The following is a 24459-nucleotide window of genomic DNA, read 5'->3' as shown; positions in this document are numbered from 1 at the left end:
TAGTTCCTCAACTGCCAAAAGCACCCCTTCCCGTGAAGCATTGCCTCGTTGCCAAAATTACGACCCTTTTGCATTCGGCCCCGCTGGTGCGGAACCTGGCCCGCAAGAAGTTCATTGCCCGCTTCGTGCTGGGTCTCTTCAAAAGTCGAAACGTACAATTTTGCGAAGTGGCGCAGCATCTCAACGACGGCGCAAAACTGGCCTCGAACGAGACGCGCATCCAGGACTTTTTTCGCGAGGTCGACCTGGATTACCTGGCCCTGGCTGTGCTACTGGTGGGCCTGCTGCCGGGCACGGGCAAGCTGCGCCTGTGCCTGGACCGCACGGAGTGGGACTTCGGCAAGTGCCAGGTAAACATTCTGCTCGTCACGGTGGGCCGCGGCGACTGCCACTGGCCGCTGTACTGGGAATTACTCGACAACCGCAGCGGTAATTCCAACGCGGCTGACCGCGCCGCGCTGCTGGATTTTTGCCTCCGGGTACTGGGCCCCGACCGGGTGGGGTTGGTGGTGGGCGACCGGGAATTTGTGGGCCATGCGTGGTTCAAGTACCTCAAAGACAAGGGCATTTTCTTCGTCATGCGCCTGCCCAAGCACCACTTGCTCACCGACCGCCACGGCCGCCGTCACGCCGTGGCCGACTGGGGCCTGCACCCGGGCCAGTGCCGCCAACTGGCCGCGTGCCAGGTCGACGGGGTCTGGGGTGGGGCGCAGGTCACGGCCCTGACCGGGGGCGAGTACCTGTTCCTTTTCGGCACGGCCAACGTCGCTTTTTTGGGCCAGTTCTACCGCAAGCGCTGGACCATCGAAGCCTGTTTTCAGAACCTGAAAGGGCGCGGCTTTGCCTTGCGCGGGACGCATTTGCAGTGCCGCGGCAAGCTCAAAAAACTCGTTGGCCTCGTGAGCCTGGCCTACGCGCTGTGTGTCAGCGTGGGCACCTGGCTCCACGAAAAGGTGCAACCCATCAAAACCAAAAACAACGGCTACAAACGCGCCAGTTTCAGCCGCCACGGCCTCAACGCTCTGCGGCAATACACGCGGCCCGGCCGCAGCACTGACCCGGCCTTCATTGCTAACATGAACGCCGTGTTTCGATGGATTATTTGCCAACTAACTCTTTATCAATTAACTAAAATAGTAGGGTAGAGTAGGCGTAGGCCTCGCCCTTGCGGAAATTCACCCCGCCAAACGCATACGCATAGACATTCTCGTTAATGGGGAGCTTGCTGTTGAGGTAAACCGACGTGTTGTTGGCCTTCGGGTCGCCGTACTGGCGGCGCTGAATGCCGTCGGGGGCGGGCACGTTGGCGCGCTGGGTGTGCTGGCGCTGGTTGTAGTCCACAGTCGCATTCACGAAGCCGCCCTTGCCCACGCTCACCCCGTAGTTGAGGTTGGCGTTGAAGTTGCCGCCGTCGAAGGTCTTGTCGTCGAAGCGGTATTTGGCGGTGTAAGCGCCATAATTGGCGTTAGCCGTCAACTCGTTCACACTGGTTTTCAGCACGATGTTGATAACGCCCGCGATGGCATCGGAGCCGTACTGGGCCGAGGCCCCATCGCGCAGAATCTCGATGCGCTCGATGCTGGCGGCCGGAATGGTGTTCAGGTCGGTGCCGGTGTTGCCCCGGCCCCGGCTGCCAAACAGGTTCACCAGCGCCGACTGATGCCAGCGCTTGCCGTTCACCAGCACCAGGGTCTGGTCGGGGCCGAGGCCGCGCAGGCTGGCGGGGTCTACGTGGTCGGCCCCGTCGGCCCCGGTCTGGCGGTTCGAGTTGAAGGAGGGCGCTACGAACTGCAGCAGCTGGTTCACGTCGAGCTGGCCGGTTTTGGCCGTCACCTCCCGCACGTCGATGATATCGACCGGCGAGGGCGAGTCCGTCACGGAGCGGTTCTGGCTGCGCGAGCCCACCACCTGCACCGCGTCGAGGCTGGTGCTGTTCTCGGCCAGCGTCACGCTCAGGCCGCTGGTACCGGCCACCTCCTGATTGGTGTAGCCCAGCGAGCTGATAATCAGCCTCGGGACGGCCGTGCGGGCCCGCAGCGTGAAGCGGCCGTTGGCATCGGTAGAAGTGCCGTTGTTGGTGCCCTTCTCCACAATGGAGGCCCCGATAACCGGCTGCCCGGCAGCATCCTTAACCTGGCCGGTGAGGGTGGTAGCCGCCTGGCCCCAGGCGGCAGTGCTGGCCAGGCAAATAATTGGGAGTAAATGGGTTGGTTTCATACAAAATTCGGTAGGTGAGGAAAGTGACGCAGGCTTTTTTTTAGTGAATACGATACTTTGAAAAACCGTATTTTACTGCCTGCAAGCTAGTGCATGGCGCATAAAAAAAACCAGCCCTACCGGGCTGGTTTTTTAGTTTCAGTTTTTAGCCGCCTCAAATCATCAGACGCATGGGGTCTTCGAGCAGGCTTTTCAGCGTTTGCAGGAAGGCCGCACCGGTAGCGCCGTCCACCACGCGGTGGTCGCAGCTCAGCGTTACTTTCATGATATTGCCGATGGCCAGCGCGCCATCCTTCACAATGGCGGTCTGCTTGATGCCGCCCACGGCCAGAATGCAGGCATCGGGCGGGTTGATGATGGCGGTAAACTCATCGATGCCGAACATGCCCAGGTTCGAGATGGTGAAGGTGCTGCCCTCCCACTCGGCGGGCTGCAGCTTCTTGCTCTTGGCTTTGCCGGCCAGCTCCTTCACCTCGGTGGCAATGGTGGCGAGGCCTTTCTGGTCCGCGTTGCGCACCACGGGCACCAGCAGGCCTTCATCTACGGCCACGGCCACGCCGATGTTGATGACTTTATTCTGGCGGATGCGGTCGCCGAGCCACGAGGAATTCACGGCCGGGTGCGAGCGCAGGGCAATGGCCGCCGACTTCAGCACCAAGTCATTAAAGCTCAGTTTCACCGGCGACAGCTCGTTGAGCTTCACGCGGACTTCCATGGCCTTGTCCATGTTAATTTCCATCGTGAGATAGAAATGCGGGGCCGTGAACAAGCTCTCCGACAGGCGCTTGGCAATTACCTTGCGCATCTGCGACACGGGCGTGTCGGTGTAGGTATCCGTCGAGGCCGGGGCGCTGGCAGCGGGGGCAGCCTGGGGTGCCGGAGCAGCCTGGGGTGCCGGAGCAGCCTGGGGTGCCGGAGCAGCCTGGGGCGCAACGGCTGGTGCCGGCATGGCCGCAGAAGCAGCTTGCGGAGCCGGAGCGGCAGCAGCGCCGGAAGGCTGGAAGTTCTCCACATCGCGCTGCACAATGCGGCCGTTATCGCCGCTGCCTACTACCTGCGAGAGGTTGATGCCTTTTTCTTTGGCAATGCTTTTGGCCAGCGGCGAGGCCAGGATGCGGCCATTTGGCGTTGCTGCTTGCTCGTTGCTCGTTGCTGGTTGAGCGGCGGCAGGTGCAGCAGCCGGAGCAGCTTGGGCCGGTGCTTCAGCAGCCGGTGCTTCAGCAGCCGGTGCTTCAGCAGCCGGTGCTTCAGCAGCCGGTGCTTCAGCAGCCGGTGCTTCAGCAGCCGGAGCTTCAGCAGCCGGAGCAGCTTGGGCCGGTGCCGGGGCAGAACCGCCACCGCCGAGCAGGGCCTGAATATCAGCGCCTTCTTCGCCGATGATGGCCAAAATGCCATCAACTTCCACGGCTTCGCCGGCTTTGGGGCCGGTGTAGAGCAGGGTGCCGTCTTCGTAGTTTTCCAACTCCATGGTGGCTTTGTCGGTTTCGACTTCGGCCAGGATATCCCCCGATTTCACTTTGTCGCCCACGTTTTTCAACCAGGCCGCAATGGTGCCTTCGGTCATCGTGTCGCTCATCTTGGGCATGCGTACCACGGTGGCTTTCTTTCCATTGGCGGGCGCGGCCGGAGCGGCAGCCACTGGTGCCGGAGCAGGCGCAGCTTCCGGAGCCTTGGGGGCTTCGGCGGCGGGGGCGGCGGGCTCGGGAACAGGAGCTTCGGCGGCCGGGACAGCGCCGCCGCTCTGGCCGTTCAGCAGGCCCGAAATGTCTTCACCTTCCTTGCCCACAATGGCCAGAATGCCATCAACCGGTACGGAATCCTTCTCTTTCGGCCCGATGTAGAGCAGGGTGCCGTCTTCATAATTTTCCAGCTCCATGGTGGCTTTGTCGGTTTCGACTTCGGCCAGGATGTCCCCGGATTTAACTTTATCGCCCACTTTTTTGAGCCAGGCCGCGATGGTCCCTTCGGTCATCGTGTCGCTCATTTTGGGCATTTTTATGATTTCGGCCATCGGATATAAAAGCGCTAGAGTTGAGAAGGCCAAAATTAGCCGGAAAAGTTGGCGGGGGCAACGTTATTATCGGGGAAGCTGTTTAGAAAATCCCCAAACGGTCATGCTTCGCTGCGCTCTGCATGACCGTTTGAGTACCTTTTGTGACTTTCTAAACAACTCCGGAGAATATAAGGACTTGCCCACAATAAGGCAGTAAGTCATTTTGACAAGGCCAGAATGACGGTCATGCTGAGCGCCGTCGAAATCAGCCCGGTTCCTGCAGATGCGACACGTCGAGAAAGTTCTTGACAGTGAACACCGTACCCGTAAACTCCAGCTTATACAAGCATAAATTGCTGTGCTCGAAGCCTTGCATGTGGCTGAGCGGGTAGTTGAGCAGCTGGCAGAGCATGACGCGCATGGCCCGGCCGTGCATGCAGACGAGCACCGTTTCTTCGTAGTCCCGCGTCTTGAGCAGCTCAATAAACGGGCGCTGGCGGGCGGCTACTTCCTCGGGGCTTTCGCCGCCGGTGAGCCGGGCGTGGGTGTCGCCGGTCTCCCAGCCGGCCAGTACCTGGCGGTATTCGGCATCCTCTTCAATGGTGATGCGGGTGCCCTCGCGCACGCCCCAGCTGATTTCGTTGAGGCCCGAATGGGCTTCGTGGGGTAGGCCGAGGTCGAGAAACTGCTGCACCGACTCCTGCGTGCGGCGCAGGGCGGAGGTGTAGACCTTATTGAACGGCACGTGGCCATAGGCCGCGAAGAACTGCGCCGCCTGGCGGCGGCCGGTGTCGTTTAGGCTCGAATCGACGCCGCTGCCCTGCACAATGCCGCGCACGTTGAAATCGGTCTGGCCGTGGCGCAGAAGGAAGATGGTCCGGGGCTTCACTTTCGCGGTAGTTTTGCGTAACAATTGGTCAACAATTCCTCAAAGTACGGAGTTTAAACCCCAATTGTTGACCTTTATTCTTTAATATTCACCGTTGAGCGGTGCTCCCACGGCCGCTCCCCTGCCCCACCCCATGAATCTGGAAGAAGTAAAGCGCTGGACGGCCTCCCGCCCCACCCTGGCCGATGCCCTCGGCATGGAAATCACGGCCGTGACCGACGATTACATTGAGGGCCGCATGCCCGTGGATGGCCGCACCCACCAGCCCATGGGCCTGCTGCACGGCGGCGCGTCAGTGGCCTTTGCCGAAACCCTGGGCAGCATTGCCGCCGCCCTGCGCCTGCCCGACCGCAGCAAGCAGGCCGCCGTGGGCCTGGAAATCAACGCCAACCATCTCAAGGGCGTGCGCGACGGCTGGGTAACCGGCCGCGCCACGCCGGTGCACATCGGCCGCAGCACGCAGGTGTGGGAAATCCGCATTACGCACGAAGAAACAGGGGCGCTGGTGTGCATCAGCCGCATTACCATGGCCGTGGTCGACATCGCGCCCAAGCCCCAGCCAGCTCCCTAAATGGTGCGGCCCGACTACCGCCTGCTGCCTTGGCCGGCCAGCGCCGTCGGCCTCGATGCGCCCGCCCGGCTGCGCCACCTCGTGGCCGGGGCGCTGCGCACGGGCCGGCCGCTGGCGCTGTGGCGCGAGCCCGGGGCCGCGCAGCCGCAGCTGCTGATAGCCCGCTCGCTCGAAGCCGCGTACACCGGCCTGCCCCCGGCGCTGGACGACCACGCGCCGGCCGGCTTTGCGTTTTTTCCTTTCCGCGACTCGGACCACAACCCGGCCCTATTCCTACCCGCCGACGTGCGCTACGACCTGGCCCAGCCCGAGGCCGTGGCCGTGGCCCCCGCCGCCCGCGCGCTGGTGCCCAACCTCACGGCCTGGCTGGCGCTGCCTACGCCGGCCGGGCTGGGCTGGCACTACGGCACCCAGCCCGCGCCGCCCACCGCCACCGAAGCCGAATACACCGCCCTGGTACGGCGCGGCGTGGCCGCCATCGAGGCCCGGGAAGTGATGAAGGTGGTGAGCTCGCGCGCTGCCTGCCGCCCCCTGCCGTCGGATTTCGACCCGCTGACCGCGTTTGCCGACCTGAGCGAGAAGTACCCGCGCGCGTTTGTATCGCTGGTGAGTGTGCCGGGCGTGGGCACCTGGCTGGGGGCCTCGCCCGAAGTGCTGGCCGAAGTCACGGCCGATGGGCAGTTTCATACCATGGCGCTAGCCGGCACGCAGCCGCTGGTGCCGGGCACGCGGCCCCAGGATGCCATCTGGCGGCAGAAGGAGATTGAGGAGCAGGCCCTGGTGGCCCGCTACATCGTGAGCTGCTTCAAGCAGCTGCGGCTGCGCGAGTACCACGAAACCGGCCCCCGCACCGTGGCGGCCGGCCAGCTCCTGCACCTGCGCACCGACTTTGAAGTCGACCTGCAAAACGTGCCCAACGCCGCCGCGCTGGGCACCGACATGCTGCGCCTGCTGCACCCGACTTCGGCCGTGGGCGGCATGCCCAAAACGGCCGCGCTCGATTTCCTGCGCCGCCACGAGGGCTACGACCGCGCCTACTACAGCGGCTTTCTGGGTCCGGTGAACGTGGCCGCGCCCGGCATCGCCCGCCTCTTCGTGAACCTGCGCTGCCTGCAGGTGCGCGCCACCGAGGTCATCCTCTACGCCGGCACCGGCCTCACCGTCGACTCGGACCCGGCGCGCGAATGGCAGGAGACGGAGATGAAGATGCAAACCGTGGGCGCTATTTTGAATTAAAAACTGAGAATTAAAAATGGCCGTGTTTATTACCCGTTGAAAAGGCCCATTTCACATATTCAACTCAACTTTTAATTCTTCATTTTTAATTTTTAATTCCATCATGCAGGCCGTTTATAACATCGCCGAAATCTGCGCCCGCCACGGCATTACCGACGTAGTGTTGTCGCCGGGTTCGCGCTCGGCCCCGCTCACGCTGGCCTTTGCCCGCCACCCCGGTTTGAACGTGCGCGTGGTGCCCGATGAGCGGGCCGCCGCCTTCATCGGCCTGGGCATTGCGCAGGCGCAACGGCGGGCGGTGGCGCTGGTGTGCACGTCAGGAACGGCAGGACTGAACTACGCGCCGGCCGTGGCCGAAGCCTTTTTCCAGCAGATTCCGCTGGTGATTTTTACCGCCGACCGGCCGCCGGAATGGATTGACCAGCTCGATGGGCAGACCATCCGGCAGCATAATTTATACGGCGCGCACGCCAAGGGCGCGTTCGAGTTTCCGGTAGAAACCGCGCATCCCGATGCCAAGTGGTATTCAGCGCGCATTGTGAACGAGGCCATTAATCTGGCGCAGGCCGCGCCCGCTGGCCCGGTACAGGTGAACGTGCCGTTGCGCGAACCATTTTATCCGAAGGCGGGCGAGGAAATTCAGTATGAGCAGGATGTGAAGATTATTCGGGATGATGCAGATGTGCCTTCCAATACATTTTATGCGGAGGCTCATACAGCGCCGCCTTACAATGACCTTTTAAACCGCATTCTGGTTGTCGTTGGCCAGCATATCAGCGACTCTTCGCTGGCTGAAGCCCTTAAGCATTTTGCGCATCAGTCTGGAGCTATTGTAGTTGCAGATTCTATTAGCAACCTCTCGGCAAACATCCCGACCGTCTTGTCGCAGGATATTTTTCTTAGCAGTGCTAATGAGGAATTTCGGGAATCATTACGTCCAGGCCTGCTAATTACTTTAGGGAAGTCGTTGATATCAAAATCGCTGAAATTATATCTGCGTAAATATCCAGCGGAGCAGCAATGGCATCTTCAGCCGTATGGCGGTCAGGTAGCCGACGTATTTCGCTCCCTAACAAAAGTTGTTCGCACCAGTCCATTTATTTTTTTGAGCGATTTCGCGCACGAATTCTCCAAGGAATTGCGCGTGCAAGCCATGCCGTATGGCAAGATTTGGCGTCGTGCAAATCAGCAGTCTTCCGAATTCATCAACAGTTTTTTTACGGACGAAACCCAGCCCTTCAACGAATTTTCAGCCTTCCGCCACGCGCTGGCGGCGCTGCCCGAAACCACGGCTCTGCACCTGGCAAACAGTATGGCCGTGCGCTACGCCAACATCCTCGGCATCCCGCAAGGCCGGCAAATTGAAGTTTTTGCCAACCGGGGCACCAGCGGCATCGATGGCTGCAATTCCACGGCCGTGGGCGCGGCCCTGGCCCAGCCGGAGCGGCCGGTAGTGCTGCTGACCGGCGACGTGGCATTTTTCTATGACCGCAACGCCTTTTGGCACAATTACCCCACGCCCAACCTGCGGGTGGTGCTGTTCAACAACCACGGCGGCGGCATCTTCCGTATCATCGATGGGCCGCGCCAGCAGCCAGAGTTGGAGGAGTTTTTTGAAACGCGCCAGGCCCTCACGGCCGAGAATACGGCCAAGGATTTTAACCTACGCTACTTCCCGGTTTCATCGTTTGAAGAACTAGAAGCCGCGCTACCGGTTTTCTTTGCAGCCGAAACCGGCGCGGCCATTCTGGAAGTCTTCACCGACTCGAAGACCAACGCGGCGTTTTTTGAGGAATACCGAGCGGCGGTGAAAGCTGCTTTTGCCTAAATATTAACCAACTGAACGTCATGCAGAGCGCAGCGAAGCATCTTGCCCGCAGTAAGTAAACCAATCGATTGAATTAGTGACGGCGGGCAAGATGCTTCGCTGCGCTCTGCATGACCGTACTTTTCCATCCAATATTCTCTCCCCATGAGTGAACCCATTAGCTGGACCCCGATTAAGGAGTTCAAAGAAATTCTCTTCACGCAGTTTGGCGGCATCGCCAAAATCAGCATCAACCGGCCGCAGGTGCACAACGCCTTCACGCCGCTCACGGTGCAGGAGATGATTGAGGCCATGCGCATGTGCCAGGACCGCACCGATATCGGCGTGATTATCCTCACCGGCGAGGGCGGCCGAGCCTTCTGCTCGGGCGGCGACCAGAGCGTGCGCGGCCACGGCGGCTACGTGGGCGAGGACACCCTGCCCCGCCTCAACGTGCTGGAACTGCAGAAAATCATCCGCTCCATTCCCAAGCCGGTCATTGCCATGGTGGCGGGCTGGGCCATTGGCGGCGGCCACGTACTGCACGTGGTGTGCGATTTGAGCATTGCGGCCGACAACGCCCGTTTCGGCCAGACCGGCCCCAACGTGGGCTCGTTCGACGGCGGCTTCGGGGCTTCCTACCTCGCCCGCGTGGTGGGCCAGAAGAAGGCCCGCGAAATCTGGTTTCTCTGCGACCAGTACGACGCCCAGGAAGCCCTCGATATGGGCCTCGTGAACAAAGTGGTACCCCTCGATAAGCTGGAAGAAACCACCGTGGCCTGGTGCCACAAAATCCTTCAGAAAAGCCCGCTCTCGCTGCGTATGCTCAAATCGAGCTTCAACGCCGAGCTCGATGGCCAAGCCGGCATTCAGGAGCTGGCCGGCAACGCCACGCTGCTCTACTACCTCAGCGACGAGGCCAAGGAAGGCCGCGAAGCCTTCATGGAGAAGCGCCAGCCCGACTTTTCGAAATTTCCAAAATTTCCGTAACCGGTGGCTGACATGCGTTCCCGCAGCCTGACAAAAACGCCCATAGCTTGCGCTATGAGCGTTTTTTTTGATATAGAAGCTGTTTAGGAAGTACCCGAAAATAGCAAGACCGTCATTCCGAGCGCAGCCGAGGAATCTCGCGTGAATCGGTGAACGATACCCAAGCCACCTCGAGCGAGATTCCTCGGCTGCGCTCGGAATGACGGTCTGGTATTGTTGGAATTCCTAAACAGCTTCATTGGCATTACCGCCCTCACCAACCAAACCCTTAGAAGCTGCCGCTCATGAACCGACAGCCGGCGCACCAGGCCAGGAAGAAGCGCAGCCGCTCGCGCTTGCGGGCTTTTTTCAGGACCTTGGCGGGGGTAACGGCCGGCCGCTCATTAGCGGGGTGAGCCTCGAAGCGGACGGGCACGGAAGGGGCAATTACCGGGGTGACGAGTTCAGGTTTCATGGCGGTGGGAATTAGTTCGTTGGCAGTAAGTTACACTTTTTGAAGGATAAAGCCAAGTCAGGCGTGCACTTTTCCGGTTGTTTGGAGCGGGGAATGCCCGCCTTTTCCCGACCTATCTTCGCCGCATGATGGACTTCCTGAAAAAACTATTCGGCCGGAAGCCGGGGCCAAACCTGGGCGCGCTCATCGCGGCCGGGGCCACTATTATCGATGTGCGCAGCAAGGGCGAATACCAGGGCGGCCACCTCAAAAAGTCGCTCAACCTGCCCCTCGACACCCTGCCCGCCGGCTTGGGCAAGCTCGATAAGACCATGCCCGTGATTACCTGCTGCGCCTCGGGCATGCGCAGTGCGGCGGCGCGCGGCATCCTGCAAAAACAGGGCTTTGCCGAGGTGTACAACGGCGGCGGCTGGCTGGGGCTGCGCAAGTTCGAGTAGCCCTTACATCCCGAGTCCAGGCATCGTCCCAACTCCGCTCCCATGCTGGCCCGCAGCCTGCAATACTTATGGGCAGTTGGGCTGTTGAAGCAACGCGAATACCTCCCCCATTTCACGGCTATGACTACTGCTGATTTTCACCTGAATATCCGGCGCATTCGGCGGTGGCATTGGCTGCAATACCCCGTGCAGGGCCTTTTGATGGGCGGGGGACTGCTGGGGGCCAGCGGCCGGATGGCCGTGGGGCCAACCCTGGAACCGGCCCTCACTACGTGGCCGGTTTTGCTGGGGCTCCTGGCGCTGCTGCCGGTAGTGGGCGGGCTGCTGTTTGTGGTTTCGCGCTACCTGCGGCCCAATGTGCGCCGGCCGGCCGAAGAAAATCTGCGCATTTACCAAGGGCGTGCGCTGCTGCGCAATAGCTTGCTGGGCCTGCTGGCCCTGCCCTTGCTTGCGTCGTACGTCATAAGCCACAAGCCGCTCGACCTCGTTCTTTGCGGGGCGGTGCTGCTGGCGCTGGGCTGGCAAACGCGGCCTTCGGCCGAGACGTATCAGCGGTGGCTGCTGGCTTGAGGCCCCAGCCACCGGCCTTTATTTTGACTGTTATGGCTTCCGATTTACTTCCCACCTCCCTCCTGCTCAACGGCCGCGAATTCACCTACGCGGCCATCCGCCAATACCCCGCCCAGCTCGATGTGCCCTTGAACGGCTACGAGGCCAAGGTGCTGAATTTTGTCCGGCAGTGGCTGAACGGCACGCAGGAATTTGTGCTGCACACCTCGGGCAGCACGGGCACGCCCTCGGCCATCACGCTACGGCGGCGGCAGCTGGAAGCGTCGGCCCGCCGCACGGCCGATTTCTTCGACCTCGGCCCCGGCGACCGGGCGCTGGTTTGCCTCAACTGCGAGTACATCGGCGGGATGATGATGCTGGTGCGCGGGCTGGAGCGCAACCTGCACCTCACCATCGTGGAGCCGCACGCCGACCCATTTGCCTACGTAGCCGCCGCTGCGGAATTTGATTTTTCGGCCTTCGTGCCGCTGCAGCTGAAAGCCGTACTGGCGGCCGGCCACGCGCCCCGGCTCGATAAAATGAAGTCGTTTCTGGTGGGGGGCGCGCCCGCCGATGCCGCGCTGCAACAGGAAGTGCAACCCGTGAAAGCCGCCGCGTGGCTCACCTATGGCATGACGGAAACCTGCTCCCACGTCGCCCTGCGCCGCCTGAACGGGCCGCACGCCGCTACCAGCTTCCGGGTACTCACGGGCATTGCGGCGGGGCAGGATGAGCGCGGCTGCCTCACGCTGCGCGGCGACGTGACCGACGACCAGCTCATCATCACCAACGACGTGGTACAGCTGCTCGACGCGCACACGTTTGAGTGGCTGGGCCGGGCCGATTTCGTAATAAACTCGGGCGGCGTGAAGGTGCCCGCCGAGAAAGTGGAGCTGGTGCTGGATGTGGCGCTGGCCGAAATCGGGACGCCGCGCCGCTGCTTTGTGGCCGGCCAGCCCGACGAGCGCCTGGGCCAGACCGTGACGGCTTTCATCGAAGGCCCGGCGCTGGCGCCCGAGCAGGAAATCCGGCTGAAAGCCCTGCTGGCGGCACGCCTGGGGCGCTACGAGCAGCCCCGGCAGCTTACCTACGTGCCCGAATTTCTGCTAACGGCCACGGGTAAGCTCAACCGGACGGCCACGCTACGCACCCTGTAAGTTGATGAAATTTCGATTTTCTTATGGGCTGCTGTTAGGGTTATTGGGGCTGCTGGCCAGCCCGGCAGCACGGGCCCAGGGCCAGAAACCAGCCGGCACCGCTACGCCCGATTCGGCGGTGGTGAACGGCGCGGGCAATATGGCGCCGCCGCCGGCCGGGCTGCCCTCGGCCGAGTTTGAAACCTATAATATGGACGGCACCGGCGTGCGCTACACGGCGGCCCTCACCGGCCTCTACACCACGGGCACGGTGGAACGGATATATTTCAACACCAGCCACACGGGCGGCTTCACTACAGGGCACTGGCAGTTTCCGGCGGCCTTCACCTACAGCTACGGCCGGCAGGACGGGGCCCTTCGCGAGCGCGAGCTACTGCTGCTCAGCACCCCCGACTACCGCATTCGCCGGTGGAAGTTCTACGCGCTGGGCGAGTTCGAAACCAGCAACCTGCGCGCCATCACGCGGCGCGTGGTAACGGGCGGCGGCGTGGGCTACCAGCTATACGCCGACAGCACCAACAACACATTGGCCTTGAGCACATTCTTGCTCAACGAGCAAACCGACTACAATACCGAGTCCGATTTTTCCCGGCACGTAGTGCGCAACTCCACCCGCCTCAAGATGCGCCTGAACCGGGGTGTGTTCAGCGCGTCGGAGCTATTTTTTTATCAGCCCAGCCTGCGCGACTCCGGCGGCGACTACCGCCTCAACAGCGCCACGGTGCTGGCCTTCAAGCTCTACCAGCACCTGACCCTGAACCTGGCCTACACGTATTCCTACGAAAGCGTGGTGGTGCAGAACCGCGCCCGGGCCAACGCCACGCTCTCGGTGGGCTTCGCCTACAGCACGGGCCAGTAGGCGCGCAGCGCGAAAACTGGCGCTCAGCTTAGCGCATGTTGGTTTGGGTGAAGAGCGGCTCTTTATCCTTCATCACCTTGAATAATTCGCCCAGAAACAGGTTGGCGCGCAGGTAAAACACCGGCCCGTTCAGCTCTTTCTGGATGGCGATGGGCACGAACACCGGCTGCCGCCAGCCCAGGCCCGTGCCAATGCCGCCCCAACGAAACACCCGGTACTGCGCGGCCAGTGTGGGCTCCACGATGCCCATAAAATCGCGGGGCGTTTTGTCGAGGTCGCCATCGTCGGCTTCGTAGAGCACGTAGGCCGAGCCCAGGCCCAGTTGCATGTTGGCGCTGAGCTCCCAACGACGGTTTTCGAGCAGCACGTAGCCGGCGTAGGCGGCCAGGTAGCGGAAGCGGATTTCGGCGTCGGCATCTTCGGCGGCGTTGTCGGGCTTGGCCTGGCGCGAGGGCACGCCGGTGCTCAGGAAGTAGATGGCCGCCCCGGTCCGGAAGCGGCTCTTGAACTCGATGCCCAGCTTGAGGCCGTTGATGGTGGTGAGGTGGTGGTTGAGAATGGAGTAGCGCGAGTCGTACTGCACCACGAAGCGGTTGCGGGCCAGGCGCGCCACGGCCGGCCGACCTTTCACCGAATCGGGCCGGGCCGGCGGTGCCGACTGCGCCCACGCGCCCACCGGCAGCAGGACTACACTCAACCACACAACGCGTAACAACCAGAGCATAGCACATCCAAAAAACCGACCGCTGGCAAAGGTCGGGGATTTCACCCGGCCACAACCGCCGTTTCACCCGGTTGTTTCGCCGCTTCGCCCCGAAATAGCTGGCCCGTCCGCCGGCCGGGCTACTAGATTTGGCCCAACTTCTTCGCTTCAGCCCCATGCTCACGTCCGATTTCCTGTTTTCCCTCGCCAACCCCGTGGCCCTGCTGGGCTGGGCGCTGCTGGTACCGGCCCCGCGCTGGCGCGTCACCCGCGCCGTGGTGCTAAGCGGGGCGCTGCCGCTGCTACTGCCGCTGCTTACGCGGTGCTCATCGCGGCGCACTACGCAGGGCCGCACGGCGGCGAGGGCGGCTTTCAGTCGCTGGATGCCGTGGCGGCGCTGTTCCGCGACCCATGGGCGCTGCTGGCTGGCTGGGTACACTACCTCTGCTTCGATATGTGGACGGGGGCCTGGGAAGTGCGTGACGCGCAGCGGCGCGGTATGCCGCACGGGCTGCTGATACCCTGCCTGCTGCTCACGTTCCTGTTTGGGCCGGTGGGGCTGCTGCTGTATTTCGGGGTGCGGCAGCGGTATCCGCTCCCGCCAACGGATGTCTGGTTATCAAATTGTTAACCTCTTTCATTCTGGTTATTTTTTTCTGATTTCAATTCGCTGGCCTCATGAAAACCGCCTTGCTTTCGTCCGCTGTTTTTTCGCCGCTCAGCCCAACCGCTGGTCCGGTGCGCGAGGCCCTGCGCGTGCTGCACCGCGTGAACCCCGTCCTGTCCTGGACCGGCTGGGCGAACGTGGCCCTGGCCGTGCTGCCCTGGCGCTACTGTTCATCGACCACCGCCTGGTGGCCGGCGCACCGGTCTGGCTCAAGCCGCTGAAGTTTGCCCTCTCCATCACGGCCTTTGCCTGGACGCTGGGCTGGCTGCTGGCCGACCTGCCCGCCGCCGCCCAACGCAGCGTGCTGCTGCTGAGCGGGGGCGTAGCCCTGAGTATGCTGGTAGAGCAGGCCGTGATTTTTACGCAGGCCGCCCGGGGCACCACCTCGCACTACAACGCCAGCACCCCGCTCAACGGCATCCTGTTCGGGCTCATGGGCATTTTCATTATGGTCAATACGCTGATGACCGTGTGGGCCGTGTACCTAGCCTGGCGCTACCAGCCACACGGGCCGGCTGGCTAACTGGAATGTTGACACGGAATTGGGAGTGTAAGCTTCCCCTACTTTGTGGACCACTTTCAGCGAGCCGCCCAGGGCCAGCGGAGCCTTATCCCAGCCCAGATTCTGGGGCACGAGGTTGTAGTAAGGAGCCAGATTCGTGTAGTCGGCGCTCACGGCTACGGAGGTGCGCTCCCAGCGTCTGGTCCGTCCCAGGCTGCCGCCCACGCTCATCAGCGAGATGCTGGACTGCGTTTCGGGGGCCAAATCCGTCGAGTTCTGCACCACCAAGGCGCTCAGCGCCTGCCCGTACTCGGCCGAGTAGCCGCCCGTGCTGAACACCAGCCCTTTGAACAGAAAGGGCGAGAACCGGCCCCGGGCCGCCACGTTGGGCACCGCGCCGCCGTAGGGCGTCTGCACGGGCAGGCCGTCGATGTAGTACTTGGTTTCCGAGGCCGCCCCGCCGCGCACAAACAGCTTGCCGTCCTCGCCCACCCGCATGGTGCCAGGCAGGGCATTGAGGGCCCCAGCCACGTCGCCGAGGGCCCCGGCCATAGTCACGATGTCGAGAGGCTTGAGCAGGGTGCCGCGCCTGGTGTCGCTGGCCTCGAAGGCCCCGGCCGTCACCACCACATCGCCGAGGGCGGCAGGGTTCAGCTTCAGCTTGATATTGGGCAGGAAAATCGGGCCTTTCCCCAGGCTAAACATCAGCTCATTAGGCACATAGCCGATGAATCTCACCACCAGCACCCCTGAACCGGCGGCGCGGTCGGTGCGGAAATCGAAGCGGCCCAGCGAGTCGGTGCTGGCTCCGTCGAAGGTGGTTTTCAGGAACACGTTCACGCCCGGCAGGGGCTGGCCGGCGGCATCGCGCACGATGCCTTTGAGGTGAGTTGGTGAGCTGGTGAGTTTTAGCACTGGGCGCATGGGCAAAGGCGGCGGGGGCGGCGCTCAGCAGCAGGAGCAGCGGGAGTAGCGGGAGTAGCGGGAGTAGCGAAGTTTTCATGGCGGCGGGCAGTTTGATGGCTCAAAGGTGCCCGCGGGCGGCCCCGGCCTCAACTTCCCGTTGCCGAACCGTCGGATGAGGGGGATGAACCGTTGGCGCGGGCTGTTGACTTTTTTTGCCAGCTGTCCGCCAGGCGGGGTTGCGGGCCGACCCGTCGAAGGATGAACGACGGCCATAACAACGACAACCGGCCGGACCGCCCACCGCAAAAACCGGATAATGCTAACCGCAATTACCCGCGCCTCGTACTCCCGCCTACGGCCCCTCATCCAGCCCCAAACAACCAGTCCGCCAAGCCGCTTCTCTCCCGAAGGCTGACTCCGGTGGTCATTATCTATCTTCACGGCATCATCATCACCACCCGCCCAAGTTTGCGGCACCATTGCATTTAGTACGCTTCATGGCTGACATTTCCCTGCCCATCGATTACCGCGCCCTGTTTCACGCCCTCCCCGGTGCCTACCTGCTGCTGGCCCCCGACGGCACCGTGCTCGACAATTCCGACCAGCACGTCGGCGTGTCGCTGCTACCGCGCGCGCAGGCCGTGGGACGCAACATTTTCGACGCCTACCCCTCGGCCCCCGAAAGCCAGCGCGACCTGCACGCCTCGCACGAGCAGGTGCGCCGCACCCTGCTCCCCGACACCATGCCCCTGCTGCGCTACGACCTCGAACGCCCCGCCGAGCTGGGCGGCGGCACCGAGGAGCGGTACTGGCAGGTTACGCACTACCCCCTGCTCGATGCCCAGGGCCAGCTGCAATACATCCTGCTAATGCCGCAGGATGTGACCGAAGCGCACCGCACCAGCCGGGCCGCCGACGAGGCCCAAAAAGTCCTCGACGAAACGCGGCAACGCAACCAGTTCATGCTGCAAAGCCTTCCGGTGATGGTGTGGACCACCCGCCCCGATGGCACAGCCGAGTTCTTTAACACCCGCTGGACCGGTTTTACCGGCCGGGCGCTGGCCGACACGCTGGACTGGGGCTGGGTGGAAGACCTGCATCCCGATGATTTGCCCACCACCACCGCGCGGTGGCAAGCCGCCCGCGACCAGGGCACCTCTTACCAGACCGAATACCGCATGCGCCGGCACGACGGCAGCTACCGCTGGCACCTGGCCACGGGCGTGCCCCGCCTGGGGGCCGACGGCCAGATTCAGATGTGGGTGGGCTGCAACACCGACATCCACGAGCAAAAACTTATGGTAGAAGAGCTGCTCGAAGCCAACGAGCAGCAGGCCGCCCTCTCCGAGCAGGCCTACCAGCAGTTTCAGAAAGCCGAAAACCAGCGCGAAACCTACGAAAGCCTGTTTACACAGGCCCCGGCGGCCATTTGCATCCTGCGCGGCCCCGAGCACCGCCACGAGTTTGTGAACCCGCCCTATCAGCATATTCTCGGCAACCGCCCCCTGCTGGGCCGCACGGTAGCCGAAGCATTGCCCGAAGTAGTTGAGCAGGGCTTCATCGCCCTCCTCGACCACGTGTATCAGTCGGGCGAAACGTACCACGGCAACGAAGTGCCCATTAGGCTTTTGGGGGCCGCAGAAGACCAGTATTTCAACTCAACGTATCAGCAGTTCCGCGAAAACGGGCAGCCCGTTGGCATTGTCGTGTTTTCGTTTGAAGTCACCGACCTCGTGCACGCCCGCCAGGTCCTCGAAAAGCTCCGCGATGCCGGCTCGGCCGCACCCTTGGCCTGATTTGTGGTAGGCCGTCCGCAACCATTGGCGTGGCGGGCGGCTCCTCACCCGCCATTTGCCGGCTCCCGGAGCCACTCTTTTATTTTTACTTCTCCCTATTTATGCCTCTTACTTCGTTCGACTTTCAGCAGGCCCGCGTGAAGCAGGTGCTCTTTAAGTCGCGGCTGCGCTCCGTGCTCTACGGCGTGCGGGAGGCCGAATCCAGCCTCTTTTCGCCCCAGGAAAACCCGCTGGGCCAGTGGCTGCACACCGTGCTACAGCCCCAGCACGGCACCCACCCCGAGGTGCGCGAGCTCGACCGTACCGTGCAACAGATGCTGCGCGCCGGCCAGGACCTGGCCACCCGCTACCAGCGCGGCCATATTGAGGAAGCCCGCACCGGCCTCGACCAAATCAACACCTTCGCTGCCCACATCGACACCCTGCTCCTTTCGTTGGAGCGTGGCCTGGCCGTGGCCTGAGCCCAGCCCCCGGCCATGATTACCATTGCCCGCGGCCCCGAGCACCGCTTCGAGTTTGTGAACCCGGCCTACAAGCAGCTTTTTCCGCACCGCCAGCTGGTGGGCCTCCCGGTGCTCGAAGCCCTGCCCGAAATCAAGGACCAGCCCATCTAAGAGGTGCTTAATAACGTGTTCAGGACTGGCGAAACCTTCCACGGCAACGAGCTCAGCATTCAGCTGCAGCGCGAGCCCGGACAGTCACCGCGCGATTCGTATTTCAACTTCATCTACCAGCAGCTCCGCGAAAACGGCGAGCCGGCCGGCATCATGGTTTTTACTTTCGAAGTTACCGAGCTTGTGAAGGCCCGCCAAGCCCTGGAACAAGTGCGCGAAGCCTCCGCCCGCGCCCTCGGCGATGCTACGGCCGGCTAAAACCGGCGTATCTTTATGGTCCTTTCTGCCCGCCTTTTTTTAGCCCCAGTATGCCTCTTACTTCGTTCGACTTTCAGCAGGCCCGCGTGAAGCAGGTGCTCTTTAAGTCGCGGCTGCGCTCGGTGCTCTACGGGGTGCGCGAAGCCGAGCCGGCCCTTTTTTCCCTGGCCGAAAACCCGCTGGGCCAGTGGATTCAAACCGTGCTCAAGCCCCAGGCCGCCGGCCAGCCCGCCGTGCGCGAGCTGGAGTATGTGCTTCAGCGCATGTTGAACACCGGCCAGGACCTAGCCACCCGCTACCAGCGCGGCCACCTCGAAGAAGCCCGCGCCGGCCTCGAACAGGTCAATGTTTTCTCCGACCAGATTGAAACCCTGCTCACCAGCCTGGAGCGCGCCGCGTAGTAGTAGCATCAGCCGATAAGTAAGGTCGTCATGCTGAGCGCAGCCGAAGCATGACGACCTTTTTTGCTATGTTTATCACTACCTGGACAGTCATCACAAATTGAACAGCGCCGCCGCGTTGCGCGTGGTGGCTTCGGCCACTTCCGCCTCGGGCAGGCCCAGCAACGACGCCACCCGGCGCAGCACCAGCGGCAGGTAGGCCGGCTCGTTACGCTTGCCCCGGTGTGGCACCGGCGCCAGATACGGGCAGTCGGTTTCGAGCAGTAGATGCTCCAGCCCGATGCCAGGCAGCACCTTGTCGGCCCCGCCGTTCTTGAATGTGGCCACGCCGCCGATACCCAGCTTGAACCCCAGCTTAATAACCTGCTCCGCTTCCTCGGGGGTGCCGGAGAAGCAATGAAACACGCCGCGCAGCGTGCCGTCCTGCGCGGCCTCCACCAGCGCCACGGTTTCGGCGAAGGCCTCGCGGGTATGCAGCACAATGGGCAGGCGGTGCTTTTTGGCCAGGTCGAGCTGAATTTTCAGGGCATGCTGCTGCTCGGCCAGTAGGGTTTTATCCCAGTGCAGGTCGAGGCCAGCCTCGCCCACGGCGGCGAAGGGCCGGCGGTCGAGCCAGGTTTCTACCTCATACAGTTGCTGCTCAAAATTGCGCGTGACGGAGCACGGGTGCAGGCCCATCATGGCAAAGCAGGTTTCCGGGGCCTCCGCTTCCAGTTCCAGCATGGCATCGATGCTGCTGTGGTCGATATTGGGCATGACGATGGTGCGTACGCCGGCCTCCTGGGCGCGGCGCAGGGCATCGAGGCGGTCGGGCCGGAACTGCTCGGAGTAGAGGTGGGCGTGCGAATCGGTGATGTGCATAGGAATGCAAAGGTCGGGCGAAGGCGCGGGCCGGCAATAATTTTCCGCCGCAAAAAGCAAACGGCGGGCCTGAAAACGGCTATTAACGGATAAATCAGTTTCAAAACTGAATAATAAGTTTTGAAACTGATTTATCCGTTATACATTTGACACATGGAAGAATTAACCAAAACCGAAGAGCGTATCATGCAGGCGCTGTGGAAGCTGAAGAAGGCATTCATCAAGGACGTTATCGACCATTTGCCCGACGACCCTAAGCCGCCCTACAACACCATTTCGTCGGTGGTGCGCATTCTGGAGCGCAAGGGTTACGTGGGCTTCAAGGCCTATGGCAAGACGTATGAGTACTTCCCGCTCATCAGCAAGATGGAGTACCGAGCTTCCAGCCTGAAGCGCATGCTGGCGCAGTATTTCGACAATTCGCCCACGGCGCTGGTGTCCTTCATGGTGGAGGAAACCCTGAGCCAGCGCGAAAAGCAGCAGCTGCTCGACCTGCTCCACGATTCCGAAAACTCTTCCAAGCCCGACGGCGGTGCTCACTAGCCTCCTCCTCTACCTGGCCGAAGCCAGCTTTTGCCTGGCCATATTTGCCCTGGCCTACCGCCTGCTGCTGGCCGGCCTCACCTATTTTGCCTGGAACCGGGCGTATCTGCTGGGCGCGCTGGCCGTGAGCGTGGTGATTCCGCTGGTGGCCTTTCCAGGGCTGGCGGCCTGGCTGGCCAACCCGGCAGCCGCGCCGGCCATGGCCGGGCTGCCGCTCCGCCTCGGCTGGCAACTGAATGCGCCGCTGGCCCACGCGGCAGCCGCACCCACGGCCAGCGGGCCGGATTGGGTGGCGCTGTTACTCGTCGGAGCCGTGAGTATTTATGCGCTGGGGGCGCTTTATAAGCTGGCAATGGCGGTGCGCAACGTGCGGGCGCTGCGCCAGCTGGCCCGGCAAAACCCGCAGACCGATGCGGGCACCTTCGCCATTGTGCACCTGCCCACGCCTGGCCTGCCGGCGTTTTCCTTCGGGCGCTACGTATTTCTGTCGCCGCTGCACGAGGCGCTGAGCCCGGCTGAGCGCGAGCAGCTCCTGCTGCACGAGCAGGTGCACGTGCAGCAGCGCCACACGCTTGATTTATTACTGGTGGAGGCGCTGGGCGTGCTTTTCTGGTTCAATACCGCCGTGCCCTACCTCGGCCGACAGCTGAAAGTGGTGCACGAGTATCTGGCCGATGCCGCCGTGGCCCGCACCCAGGCCAGTCTTGCCGGGTACGACCCTGCCGGGTACGACCCTGCCGGGTACGACCCTGCCGGGTACGACCCCACAACACTACGGCGAGCTGCTGATAAAGCTGGCGGCGCAGCAGCTGCCCTTTGCCTTGGTCCATGCCTTCGCCCACAAACAAATTTTTCTCCGAATTCAGATGCTCACTCAACCAACTTCCTCTCCCATGAAAAAGCTTCGTTTTCTGCTCATCGTGCCCGTATTCGCCTTCACCTGGGCGGCCACGGCCTGCGTCGGCTCACCGGCTACGGAACCAGCGGCTCCGGCCGGTACTCCGGCTCATTCATCCGTTGCGCCCGCAGCGGGCCGCATTGGCCGCATCAGCTGGCAGGGCAACACCTACCTGTCGGCGGCCGAGCTGAGCCAGACACTGGGCCTCAAATCCGGCGATGCCTACGATTCCGCCACCGTGGTTCGCCGCCTGAGCTTCGACCCCAAAGGCGGCGATATTACCTCGCGCTACATGGACCACGGCTACCTGTTTTTCTCGGCAACGCCCAAAGCCACCCGCCAGCCCGACGGCACCACCGACCTGGCCTTCAACATATCCGAAGGCCGCAAAGCTCAGCTTGGCCATATCACCATCACGGGCAACACCAATACGCCCACGGCCGCGCTACTCAGGCTAATTCCACTGCGCTCGGGCGAAGACTTCAGCCGGGCCAAGCTGATGGAAACGCAGCGTATCCTGGCCCAGCAGGGCCAGTTCGACCCCAATAAAGTGGGCATCAACCCTGCCCCCGAAATGCGGCCCAATGAGGCTACCGACCTGGTAAATATCGCGCTGGTGGTGGTGGTGGAGAAGTAGGATTCGGGGCTTGCCCCGCACCCTACTTCGTTGTAGATTCAGGAGTCTAACATTTACTCATAGCTCCTCCCCTTCCACACCACCTTCCCACCACTCAGCTGGAATACCAGAATGGCTGCCGTTATCCCCAGCGTGTACAGCTCGAACAACGGCAGCAGCCACCAGCGCAGCCGCAGCCCGGCCCGGCGATGCGCATTCGCCGCCAAAACCCACTGCACCAGCACTTTAGCACCCCAAAACCCAAGTGCCACCGCCGGCCCGGACAGCGCCGCCACGCCCGCCAGCGCCGGCCAGAAGCCGCTGAAAAACAACAGCTCCAGCCGCAGGCGCAGCGGCAGCCCGGCCACCCCGCGCAGCCAGCGCTTGCGCTGCCGCAGCAGCGCCACCCATGTAGGCATCGGCAGTGAATCGGCACGGATATCGGCCTGAAACACCTGCCGGAAGCCGAACCCCGCCGCCAGCACGGCCTGAAACAGGGCAAAATCTTCGGTCACGGAAAAGGGCAGTGCCTCGTAGCCGCCAGTGGCTTCGTAGGCGGCACGGGTTACCAGCATGTTGTTGCCCATGGCCGTGACGGGGCGGCCCAGGTCGCTTACCACCTGCACCATGCTTAGCGAGAGCAGCCAGTCGATGCCCTGCAATTGGTCGAATAAGCGTGGCCCGCGCACGGTCGTGATGCCCGTGACCGTGCCCACGCCCGGGGCAGCGTGCGCCAGCAGGCCGGCTATCCAGGTTTTGGGGAGGCTGATGTCGGCATCGGTGATGAAGAAGAAGTCGGTGGTGGCCAGCCGGGTCAGGTGAGCCAGCACGTTGGCTTTGCCCCGCGCCTGGCCCAGGTTTTCGGTGATGGGAACCAGCCGGAACTGGCCCGCGAAACCCTGCATGGCAGCAGCAGCCACGGCGGCGGTATGGTCGGTGCTGCCATCGTCGCCAACGAGGATTTCGAGCAACTCGGCCGGGTAGTGCAGCGCCCGCAGGCTGGCCAGGCAGCGCGGCAGGGCTACTTCCTCGTCGCGGGCGGCGATGAGGATGCTCACGCGGGGCAGCAGCCCGGGCAGGTTTTCGGCCGCCTTGGCCCCGCGCCGACTGGCGAAGCGCCACACCGTGAACGCCATACCCAGGAGCCACAGCCCCAGGTAAAGCAGCAGAAAATTCAGCAGCAGCCAGCTCACAGCGTGGCGAATTGAAAGCCCTGCCCGGCCAGATGGGTCAGCACGCGGGGCAGCACGAAGCGCAGCCGGGCGCTGGCCTTGCGGCTGTCGTGAAACACCACCACATCGCCGGCCCGAATGGCCTCCAGGGCAAACCGCAGGCAGCTTTCCGGACTCAGGCCGGGGTCGTAATCCCGCGTGAGCACCGACCACATGACAACCCTGAAATCACGACGCAGCGTGGGCAGCAGCGGCCAGGTCAAGCGGCCGTAGGGCGGGCGGAACAGCGGAAGCGAGGAGCGGGAAGCGGGAAGTGGGGAGTGGGAAGCGGTGAGCGGGGAGCGGAAAGTGGGGATTGGAGAGCGGGAACCGGGGAGTGGGGAGTGGGGAGCGGTGAGCGGTTTTTCCGGGAAACTTTGCACCAGCTTATCAATGTGGGTCTGACAAACAGCAATATCGGCTAGATAAGCCGGGCGGGCGGTGGCCCAGGCGCTGCGGTGCTGGTGGGTATGGTTGCCGAAACGGTGGCCGGCAGCCAGGGCGGCGCGGGCAATTTCGGGGTAGCGCACCAGGTTTTCGCCCACGCAGAAAAAGGTGGCTTTGGCATTGAATATCGCCAGCTGCTCCAGCACCCAGGGCGTTTCTTCGGGAATGGGGCCGTCGTCGAAGGTCAGGTATACGACCGGCGCGCCGGCGGGCGTGGTGGCCGGGCCGGTCCACTCGCAGCCGGGCAGCAGGGCGTGCAGCAGCCGGGGCGGACGCGTGAGCACAGCCGCTTCGAGCCTGGCTGACGACGAGGCAGCCATCAGGAACGAGCGATGCGCATGAAGGGCACGCGGGTATCGGGCAGCGGGCCGAGCACGGTGGCCAGTGCTTCGAGGAAGGCATCGGCCGTGTTGGAGCGGCCGCCGGCGGGGCCCCGGCCCAGGTGGCGGTGCACGTCGCCGGCCCACTCGCTCACTGTGGTGGGTGTGCCGGCGGGGCCGCTCAGGCCCAGCGTGGCTTCGAGGGTAAAGTAGCGGGGGCGCGTTTCCTCGGCTTCGGTTTCGGCGGGCTCGTCGTCCTCTTCGTACACCAGGGCCGAAAAATGGGCCTCCATGGTGGCCTGGGGCGCGGGCATATGGAACAGGGCCGTGACGCGGCCAGCCACTTCGTGCCAGCTCAGGCGCAGGCCTTTGGGCGGCACGCGGTCGATGGGGGCCACGTTTTCGGCCGCTTTATCCCACACGTAATGCAGCAGCTCCTTGGCCAGGTAAGGGTCGCTCAACTCGCGGCGCACCGATAAAGGACGGCGCCACGCCAGCTGCGGCAGGAGAACGTGGACGAAATTGTAGGGGTGCAAACGGGCCATAACTACCGGCAA

General features: G+C 62.9%; 29 protein-coding genes and 2 pseudogenes. 20 read left to right on the top strand and 11 right to left on the bottom strand.

Annotated features, from left to right (window positions below):
* The first annotated feature begins 32 nt into the window (after positions 1 to 32).
* Positions 33 to 1145: an IS4 family transposase gene (locus KQ661_RS10295; RefSeq protein WP_216685953.1), complete on the top strand. Its 1113-nt coding sequence runs from the start codon at positions 33 to 35 to the stop codon at positions 1143 to 1145.
* On the opposite strand, the gene KQ661_RS10290 is transcribed toward KQ661_RS10295, so the two are convergent.
* The 3 genes from KQ661_RS10290 to KQ661_RS10280 form a co-directional block, all read right to left on the bottom strand.
* Positions 1129 to 2217, bottom strand: coding sequence for a TonB-dependent receptor (locus KQ661_RS10290; RefSeq protein ID WP_216686360.1), 1089 nt, complete (start codon positions 2215 to 2217; stop codon positions 1129 to 1131). The two genes, KQ661_RS10295 and KQ661_RS10290, sit on opposite strands and share 17 nt — an antisense overlap.
* Before the next feature lie 154 nt (positions 2218 to 2371).
* Positions 2372 to 4228 carry a pyruvate dehydrogenase complex dihydrolipoamide acetyltransferase gene (locus KQ661_RS10285; protein ID WP_216686359.1) on the bottom strand — a complete coding sequence of 619 codons (1857 nt, stop codon included), beginning with the start codon at positions 4226 to 4228 and terminating at the stop codon, positions 2372 to 2374.
* A gap of 247 nt (positions 4229 to 4475) precedes the next feature.
* Positions 4476 to 5099, bottom strand: coding sequence for a histidine phosphatase family protein (locus KQ661_RS10280; RefSeq protein ID WP_216686358.1), 624 nt, complete (start codon positions 5097 to 5099; stop codon positions 4476 to 4478).
* Between the two features lie 133 nt (positions 5100 to 5232).
* On the opposite strand from KQ661_RS10280, the gene KQ661_RS10275 reads away from it, so the two are divergent.
* The 4 genes from KQ661_RS10275 (at position 5233) to menB (ending at position 9703) form a co-directional block, all read left to right on the top strand.
* A complete protein-coding gene (locus KQ661_RS10275) occupies positions 5233 to 5670 on the top strand; it encodes a hotdog fold thioesterase (RefSeq protein WP_216680533.1) in 438 nt (145 codons plus the stop codon).
* Positions 5671 to 6906 (top strand): chorismate-binding protein, encoded by a 1236-nt coding sequence (locus KQ661_RS10270; protein WP_216686357.1) that lies wholly within the window; start codon positions 5671 to 5673, stop codon positions 6904 to 6906.
* Between the two features lie 103 nt (positions 6907 to 7009).
* Complete coding sequence (menD, locus tag KQ661_RS10265) at positions 7010 to 8734, top strand: 2-succinyl-5-enolpyruvyl-6-hydroxy-3-cyclohexene-1-carboxylic-acid synthase (RefSeq protein ID WP_216680529.1); 1725 nt, start codon at positions 7010 to 7012, stop codon at positions 8732 to 8734.
* 144 nt (positions 8735 to 8878) lie between these two features.
* Positions 8879 to 9703, top strand: coding sequence for a 1,4-dihydroxy-2-naphthoyl-CoA synthase (gene menB / locus KQ661_RS10260; RefSeq protein WP_216686356.1), 825 nt, complete (start codon positions 8879 to 8881; stop codon positions 9701 to 9703).
* Positions 9704 to 9971: 268 nt separating this feature from the next.
* Here menB and KQ661_RS10255 read toward each other — a convergent pair whose 3' ends face one another.
* On the bottom strand, positions 9972 to 10157 hold the full coding sequence (locus KQ661_RS10255; protein ID WP_216680527.1) for a hypothetical protein: 186 nt from the start codon (positions 10155 to 10157) through the stop codon (positions 9972 to 9974).
* A gap of 125 nt (positions 10158 to 10282) precedes the next feature.
* Between KQ661_RS10255 and KQ661_RS10250 the strand changes: the two genes are divergently transcribed.
* The 4 genes from KQ661_RS10250 (at position 10283) to KQ661_RS10235 (ending at position 13159) form a co-directional block, all read left to right on the top strand.
* Entirely contained in the window at positions 10283 to 10594 is a 312-nt protein-coding gene (locus KQ661_RS10250) for a rhodanese-like domain-containing protein (protein ID WP_216686355.1), read from the top strand.
* 120 nt (positions 10595 to 10714) lie between these two features.
* Positions 10715 to 11164 (top strand): hypothetical protein, encoded by a 450-nt coding sequence (locus KQ661_RS10245; protein WP_216686354.1) that lies wholly within the window; start codon positions 10715 to 10717, stop codon positions 11162 to 11164.
* Positions 11165 to 11196: 32 nt separating this feature from the next.
* The gene (locus KQ661_RS10240; protein WP_216686353.1) at positions 11197 to 12300 is read left to right on the top strand and encodes an AMP-binding protein; all 1104 of its coding nucleotides are present in this window, start codon (positions 11197 to 11199) and stop codon (positions 12298 to 12300) included.
* A gap of 4 nt (positions 12301 to 12304) precedes the next feature.
* On the top strand, positions 12305 to 13159 hold the full coding sequence (locus KQ661_RS10235) for a DUF481 domain-containing protein (RefSeq protein ID WP_216686352.1): 855 nt from the start codon (positions 12305 to 12307) through the stop codon (positions 13157 to 13159).
* Between the two features lie 28 nt (positions 13160 to 13187).
* On the opposite strand, the gene KQ661_RS10230 is transcribed toward KQ661_RS10235, so the two are convergent.
* Positions 13188 to 13883, bottom strand: a complete 696-nt coding sequence (locus KQ661_RS10230; protein ID WP_216680522.1) for a hypothetical protein — start codon at positions 13881 to 13883, stop codon at positions 13188 to 13190.
* A gap of 155 nt (positions 13884 to 14038) precedes the next feature.
* Here KQ661_RS10230 and KQ661_RS22135 point away from each other — a divergent pair.
* From KQ661_RS22135 to KQ661_RS10215, 3 genes and pseudogenes are all read left to right on the top strand, one after another.
* A pseudogene (locus KQ661_RS22135) lies at positions 14039 to 14493 on the top strand (ABA4-like family protein).
* Positions 14494 to 14540: 47 nt separating this feature from the next.
* The gene (locus tag KQ661_RS10220) at positions 14541 to 14750 is read left to right on the top strand and encodes a hypothetical protein (RefSeq protein ID WP_216686350.1); all 210 of its coding nucleotides are present in this window, start codon (positions 14541 to 14543) and stop codon (positions 14748 to 14750) included.
* On the top strand, positions 14717 to 15052 hold the full coding sequence (locus KQ661_RS10215) for a hypothetical protein (RefSeq protein ID WP_216686349.1): 336 nt from the start codon (positions 14717 to 14719) through the stop codon (positions 15050 to 15052). The genes KQ661_RS10220 and KQ661_RS10215 overlap by 34 nt, the downstream gene beginning before the upstream one ends.
* On the opposite strand, the gene KQ661_RS10210 is transcribed toward KQ661_RS10215, so the two are convergent.
* Positions 15014 to 15955: a carboxypeptidase-like regulatory domain-containing protein gene (locus KQ661_RS10210; protein WP_216686348.1), complete on the bottom strand. Its 942-nt coding sequence runs from the start codon at positions 15953 to 15955 to the stop codon at positions 15014 to 15016. The genes KQ661_RS10215 and KQ661_RS10210 overlap by 39 nt on opposite strands.
* 479 nt (positions 15956 to 16434) lie before the next feature.
* Between KQ661_RS10210 and KQ661_RS10205 the strand changes: the two genes are divergently transcribed.
* From KQ661_RS10205 to KQ661_RS10185, 5 genes are all read left to right on the top strand, one after another.
* Positions 16435 to 17733: a PAS domain-containing protein gene (locus KQ661_RS10205; protein WP_216686347.1), complete on the top strand. Its 1299-nt coding sequence runs from the start codon at positions 16435 to 16437 to the stop codon at positions 17731 to 17733.
* A gap of 101 nt (positions 17734 to 17834) precedes the next feature.
* On the top strand, positions 17835 to 18194 hold the full coding sequence (locus tag KQ661_RS10200) for a hypothetical protein (protein ID WP_216686346.1): 360 nt from the start codon (positions 17835 to 17837) through the stop codon (positions 18192 to 18194).
* Positions 18195 to 18209: 15 nt separating this feature from the next.
* A complete protein-coding gene (locus tag KQ661_RS10195; protein ID WP_216686345.1) occupies positions 18210 to 18347 on the top strand; it encodes a hypothetical protein in 138 nt (45 codons plus the stop codon).
* Positions 18348 to 18362: 15 nt separating this feature from the next.
* Positions 18363 to 18605: a hypothetical protein gene (locus KQ661_RS10190; protein WP_216686344.1), complete on the top strand. Its 243-nt coding sequence runs from the start codon at positions 18363 to 18365 to the stop codon at positions 18603 to 18605.
* Between the two features lie 50 nt (positions 18606 to 18655).
* Positions 18656 to 19006 carry a hypothetical protein gene (locus KQ661_RS10185; RefSeq protein ID WP_216686343.1) on the top strand — a complete coding sequence of 117 codons (351 nt, stop codon included), beginning with the start codon at positions 18656 to 18658 and terminating at the stop codon, positions 19004 to 19006.
* A 93-nt stretch (positions 19007 to 19099) separates the two neighbouring features.
* Here KQ661_RS10185 and KQ661_RS10180 read toward each other — a convergent pair whose 3' ends face one another.
* Positions 19100 to 19867: a TatD family hydrolase gene (locus KQ661_RS10180; RefSeq protein ID WP_216680513.1), complete on the bottom strand. Its 768-nt coding sequence runs from the start codon at positions 19865 to 19867 to the stop codon at positions 19100 to 19102.
* 153 nt (positions 19868 to 20020) lie between these two features.
* Between KQ661_RS10180 and KQ661_RS10175 the strand changes: the two genes are divergently transcribed.
* Positions 20021 to 20410 (top strand): BlaI/MecI/CopY family transcriptional regulator, encoded by a 390-nt coding sequence (locus KQ661_RS10175; RefSeq protein WP_216686342.1) that lies wholly within the window; start codon positions 20021 to 20023, stop codon positions 20408 to 20410.
* A gap of 298 nt (positions 20411 to 20708) precedes the next feature.
* Here KQ661_RS10175 and KQ661_RS22130 read toward each other — a convergent pair whose 3' ends face one another.
* Positions 20709 to 20978: a hypothetical protein gene (locus KQ661_RS22130; protein WP_235726958.1), complete on the bottom strand. Its 270-nt coding sequence runs from the start codon at positions 20976 to 20978 to the stop codon at positions 20709 to 20711.
* Here KQ661_RS22130 and KQ661_RS23050 point away from each other — a divergent pair.
* Both KQ661_RS23050 and KQ661_RS10165 read left to right on the top strand, forming a co-directional pair.
* Positions 20916 to 21044, top strand: a pseudogene (locus tag KQ661_RS23050) (M56 family metallopeptidase); the annotation flags it as partial. The gene KQ661_RS22130 and the pseudogene KQ661_RS23050 sit on opposite strands and share 63 nt — an antisense overlap.
* A gap of 259 nt (positions 21045 to 21303) precedes the next feature.
* Positions 21304 to 21945: a POTRA domain-containing protein gene (locus KQ661_RS10165; RefSeq protein ID WP_216686341.1), complete on the top strand. Its 642-nt coding sequence runs from the start codon at positions 21304 to 21306 to the stop codon at positions 21943 to 21945.
* A 53-nt stretch (positions 21946 to 21998) separates the two neighbouring features.
* Here KQ661_RS10165 and KQ661_RS10160 read toward each other — a convergent pair whose 3' ends face one another.
* From KQ661_RS10160 to KQ661_RS10150, 3 genes are read right to left on the bottom strand one after another with little or no spacing between them, the layout of a single operon-like run.
* A complete protein-coding gene (locus tag KQ661_RS10160) occupies positions 21999 to 23117 on the bottom strand; it encodes a glycosyltransferase (RefSeq protein WP_216686340.1) in 1119 nt (372 codons plus the stop codon).
* Complete coding sequence (locus tag KQ661_RS10155; RefSeq protein WP_216686339.1) at positions 23114 to 23902, bottom strand: polysaccharide deacetylase family protein; 789 nt, start codon at positions 23900 to 23902, stop codon at positions 23114 to 23116. Before KQ661_RS10155 ends, KQ661_RS10160 begins: the two co-directional genes overlap by 4 nt.
* Positions 23902 to 24447, bottom strand: a complete 546-nt coding sequence (locus KQ661_RS10150; RefSeq protein WP_216680508.1) for a hypothetical protein — start codon at positions 24445 to 24447, stop codon at positions 23902 to 23904. Before KQ661_RS10150 ends, KQ661_RS10155 begins: the two co-directional genes overlap by 1 nt.
* Positions 24448 to 24459: the final 12 nt, after the last annotated feature.

Source organism: Hymenobacter siberiensis (assembly GCF_018967845.1).
Classification (GTDB): Bacteria; Bacteroidota; Bacteroidia; order Cytophagales; family Hymenobacteraceae; genus Hymenobacter; species Hymenobacter siberiensis.
Note: the sequence above shows the minus strand (reverse complement) of the source record. Positions and strands in the feature narration are given on the sequence as shown.

Coding starts and splice junctions, on each gene's coding strand:
- KQ661_RS10290 (WP_216686360.1), bottom strand. CDS start 2,217: ATGAAACCAACCCATTTACTCCCAATTATTTGCCTGGCCAGCACTGCC.
- KQ661_RS10285 (WP_216686359.1), bottom strand. CDS start 4,228: ATGGCCGAAATCATAAAAATGCCCAAAATGAGCGACACGATGACCGAA.
- KQ661_RS10275 (WP_216680533.1), top strand. CDS start 5,233: ATGAATCTGGAAGAAGTAAAGCGCTGGACGGCCTCCCGCCCCACCCTG.
- KQ661_RS10270 (WP_216686357.1), top strand. CDS start 5,671: ATGGTGCGGCCCGACTACCGCCTGCTGCCTTGGCCGGCCAGCGCCGTC.
- menD (WP_216680529.1), top strand. CDS start 7,010: ATGCAGGCCGTTTATAACATCGCCGAAATCTGCGCCCGCCACGGCATT.
- menB (WP_216686356.1), top strand. CDS start 8,879: ATGAGTGAACCCATTAGCTGGACCCCGATTAAGGAGTTCAAAGAAATT.
- KQ661_RS10255 (WP_216680527.1), bottom strand. CDS start 10,157: ATGAAACCTGAACTCGTCACCCCGGTAATTGCCCCTTCCGTGCCCGTC.
- KQ661_RS10250 (WP_216686355.1), top strand. CDS start 10,283: ATGATGGACTTCCTGAAAAAACTATTCGGCCGGAAGCCGGGGCCAAAC.
- KQ661_RS10245 (WP_216686354.1), top strand. CDS start 10,715: ATGACTACTGCTGATTTTCACCTGAATATCCGGCGCATTCGGCGGTGG.
- KQ661_RS10240 (WP_216686353.1), top strand. CDS start 11,197: ATGGCTTCCGATTTACTTCCCACCTCCCTCCTGCTCAACGGCCGCGAA.
- KQ661_RS10235 (WP_216686352.1), top strand. CDS start 12,305: ATGAAATTTCGATTTTCTTATGGGCTGCTGTTAGGGTTATTGGGGCTG.
- KQ661_RS10230 (WP_216680522.1), bottom strand. CDS start 13,883: ATGCTCTGGTTGTTACGCGTTGTGTGGTTGAGTGTAGTCCTGCTGCCG.
- KQ661_RS10220 (WP_216686350.1), top strand. CDS start 14,541: ATGAAAACCGCCTTGCTTTCGTCCGCTGTTTTTTCGCCGCTCAGCCCA.
- KQ661_RS10210 (WP_216686348.1), bottom strand. CDS start 15,955: ATGCGCCCAGTGCTAAAACTCACCAGCTCACCAACTCACCTCAAAGGC.
- KQ661_RS10205 (WP_216686347.1), top strand. CDS start 16,435: ATGGCTGACATTTCCCTGCCCATCGATTACCGCGCCCTGTTTCACGCC.
- KQ661_RS10200 (WP_216686346.1), top strand. CDS start 17,835: ATGCCTCTTACTTCGTTCGACTTTCAGCAGGCCCGCGTGAAGCAGGTG.
- KQ661_RS10195 (WP_216686345.1), top strand. CDS start 18,210: ATGATTACCATTGCCCGCGGCCCCGAGCACCGCTTCGAGTTTGTGAAC.
- KQ661_RS10185 (WP_216686343.1), top strand. CDS start 18,656: ATGCCTCTTACTTCGTTCGACTTTCAGCAGGCCCGCGTGAAGCAGGTG.
- KQ661_RS10180 (WP_216680513.1), bottom strand. CDS start 19,867: ATGCACATCACCGATTCGCACGCCCACCTCTACTCCGAGCAGTTCCGG.
- KQ661_RS10175 (WP_216686342.1), top strand. CDS start 20,021: ATGGAAGAATTAACCAAAACCGAAGAGCGTATCATGCAGGCGCTGTGG.
- KQ661_RS10165 (WP_216686341.1), top strand. CDS start 21,304: ATGAAAAAGCTTCGTTTTCTGCTCATCGTGCCCGTATTCGCCTTCACC.
- KQ661_RS10155 (WP_216686339.1), bottom strand. CDS start 23,902: ATGGCTGCCTCGTCGTCAGCCAGGCTCGAAGCGGCTGTGCTCACGCGT.
- KQ661_RS10150 (WP_216680508.1), bottom strand. CDS start 24,447: ATGGCCCGTTTGCACCCCTACAATTTCGTCCACGTTCTCCTGCCGCAG.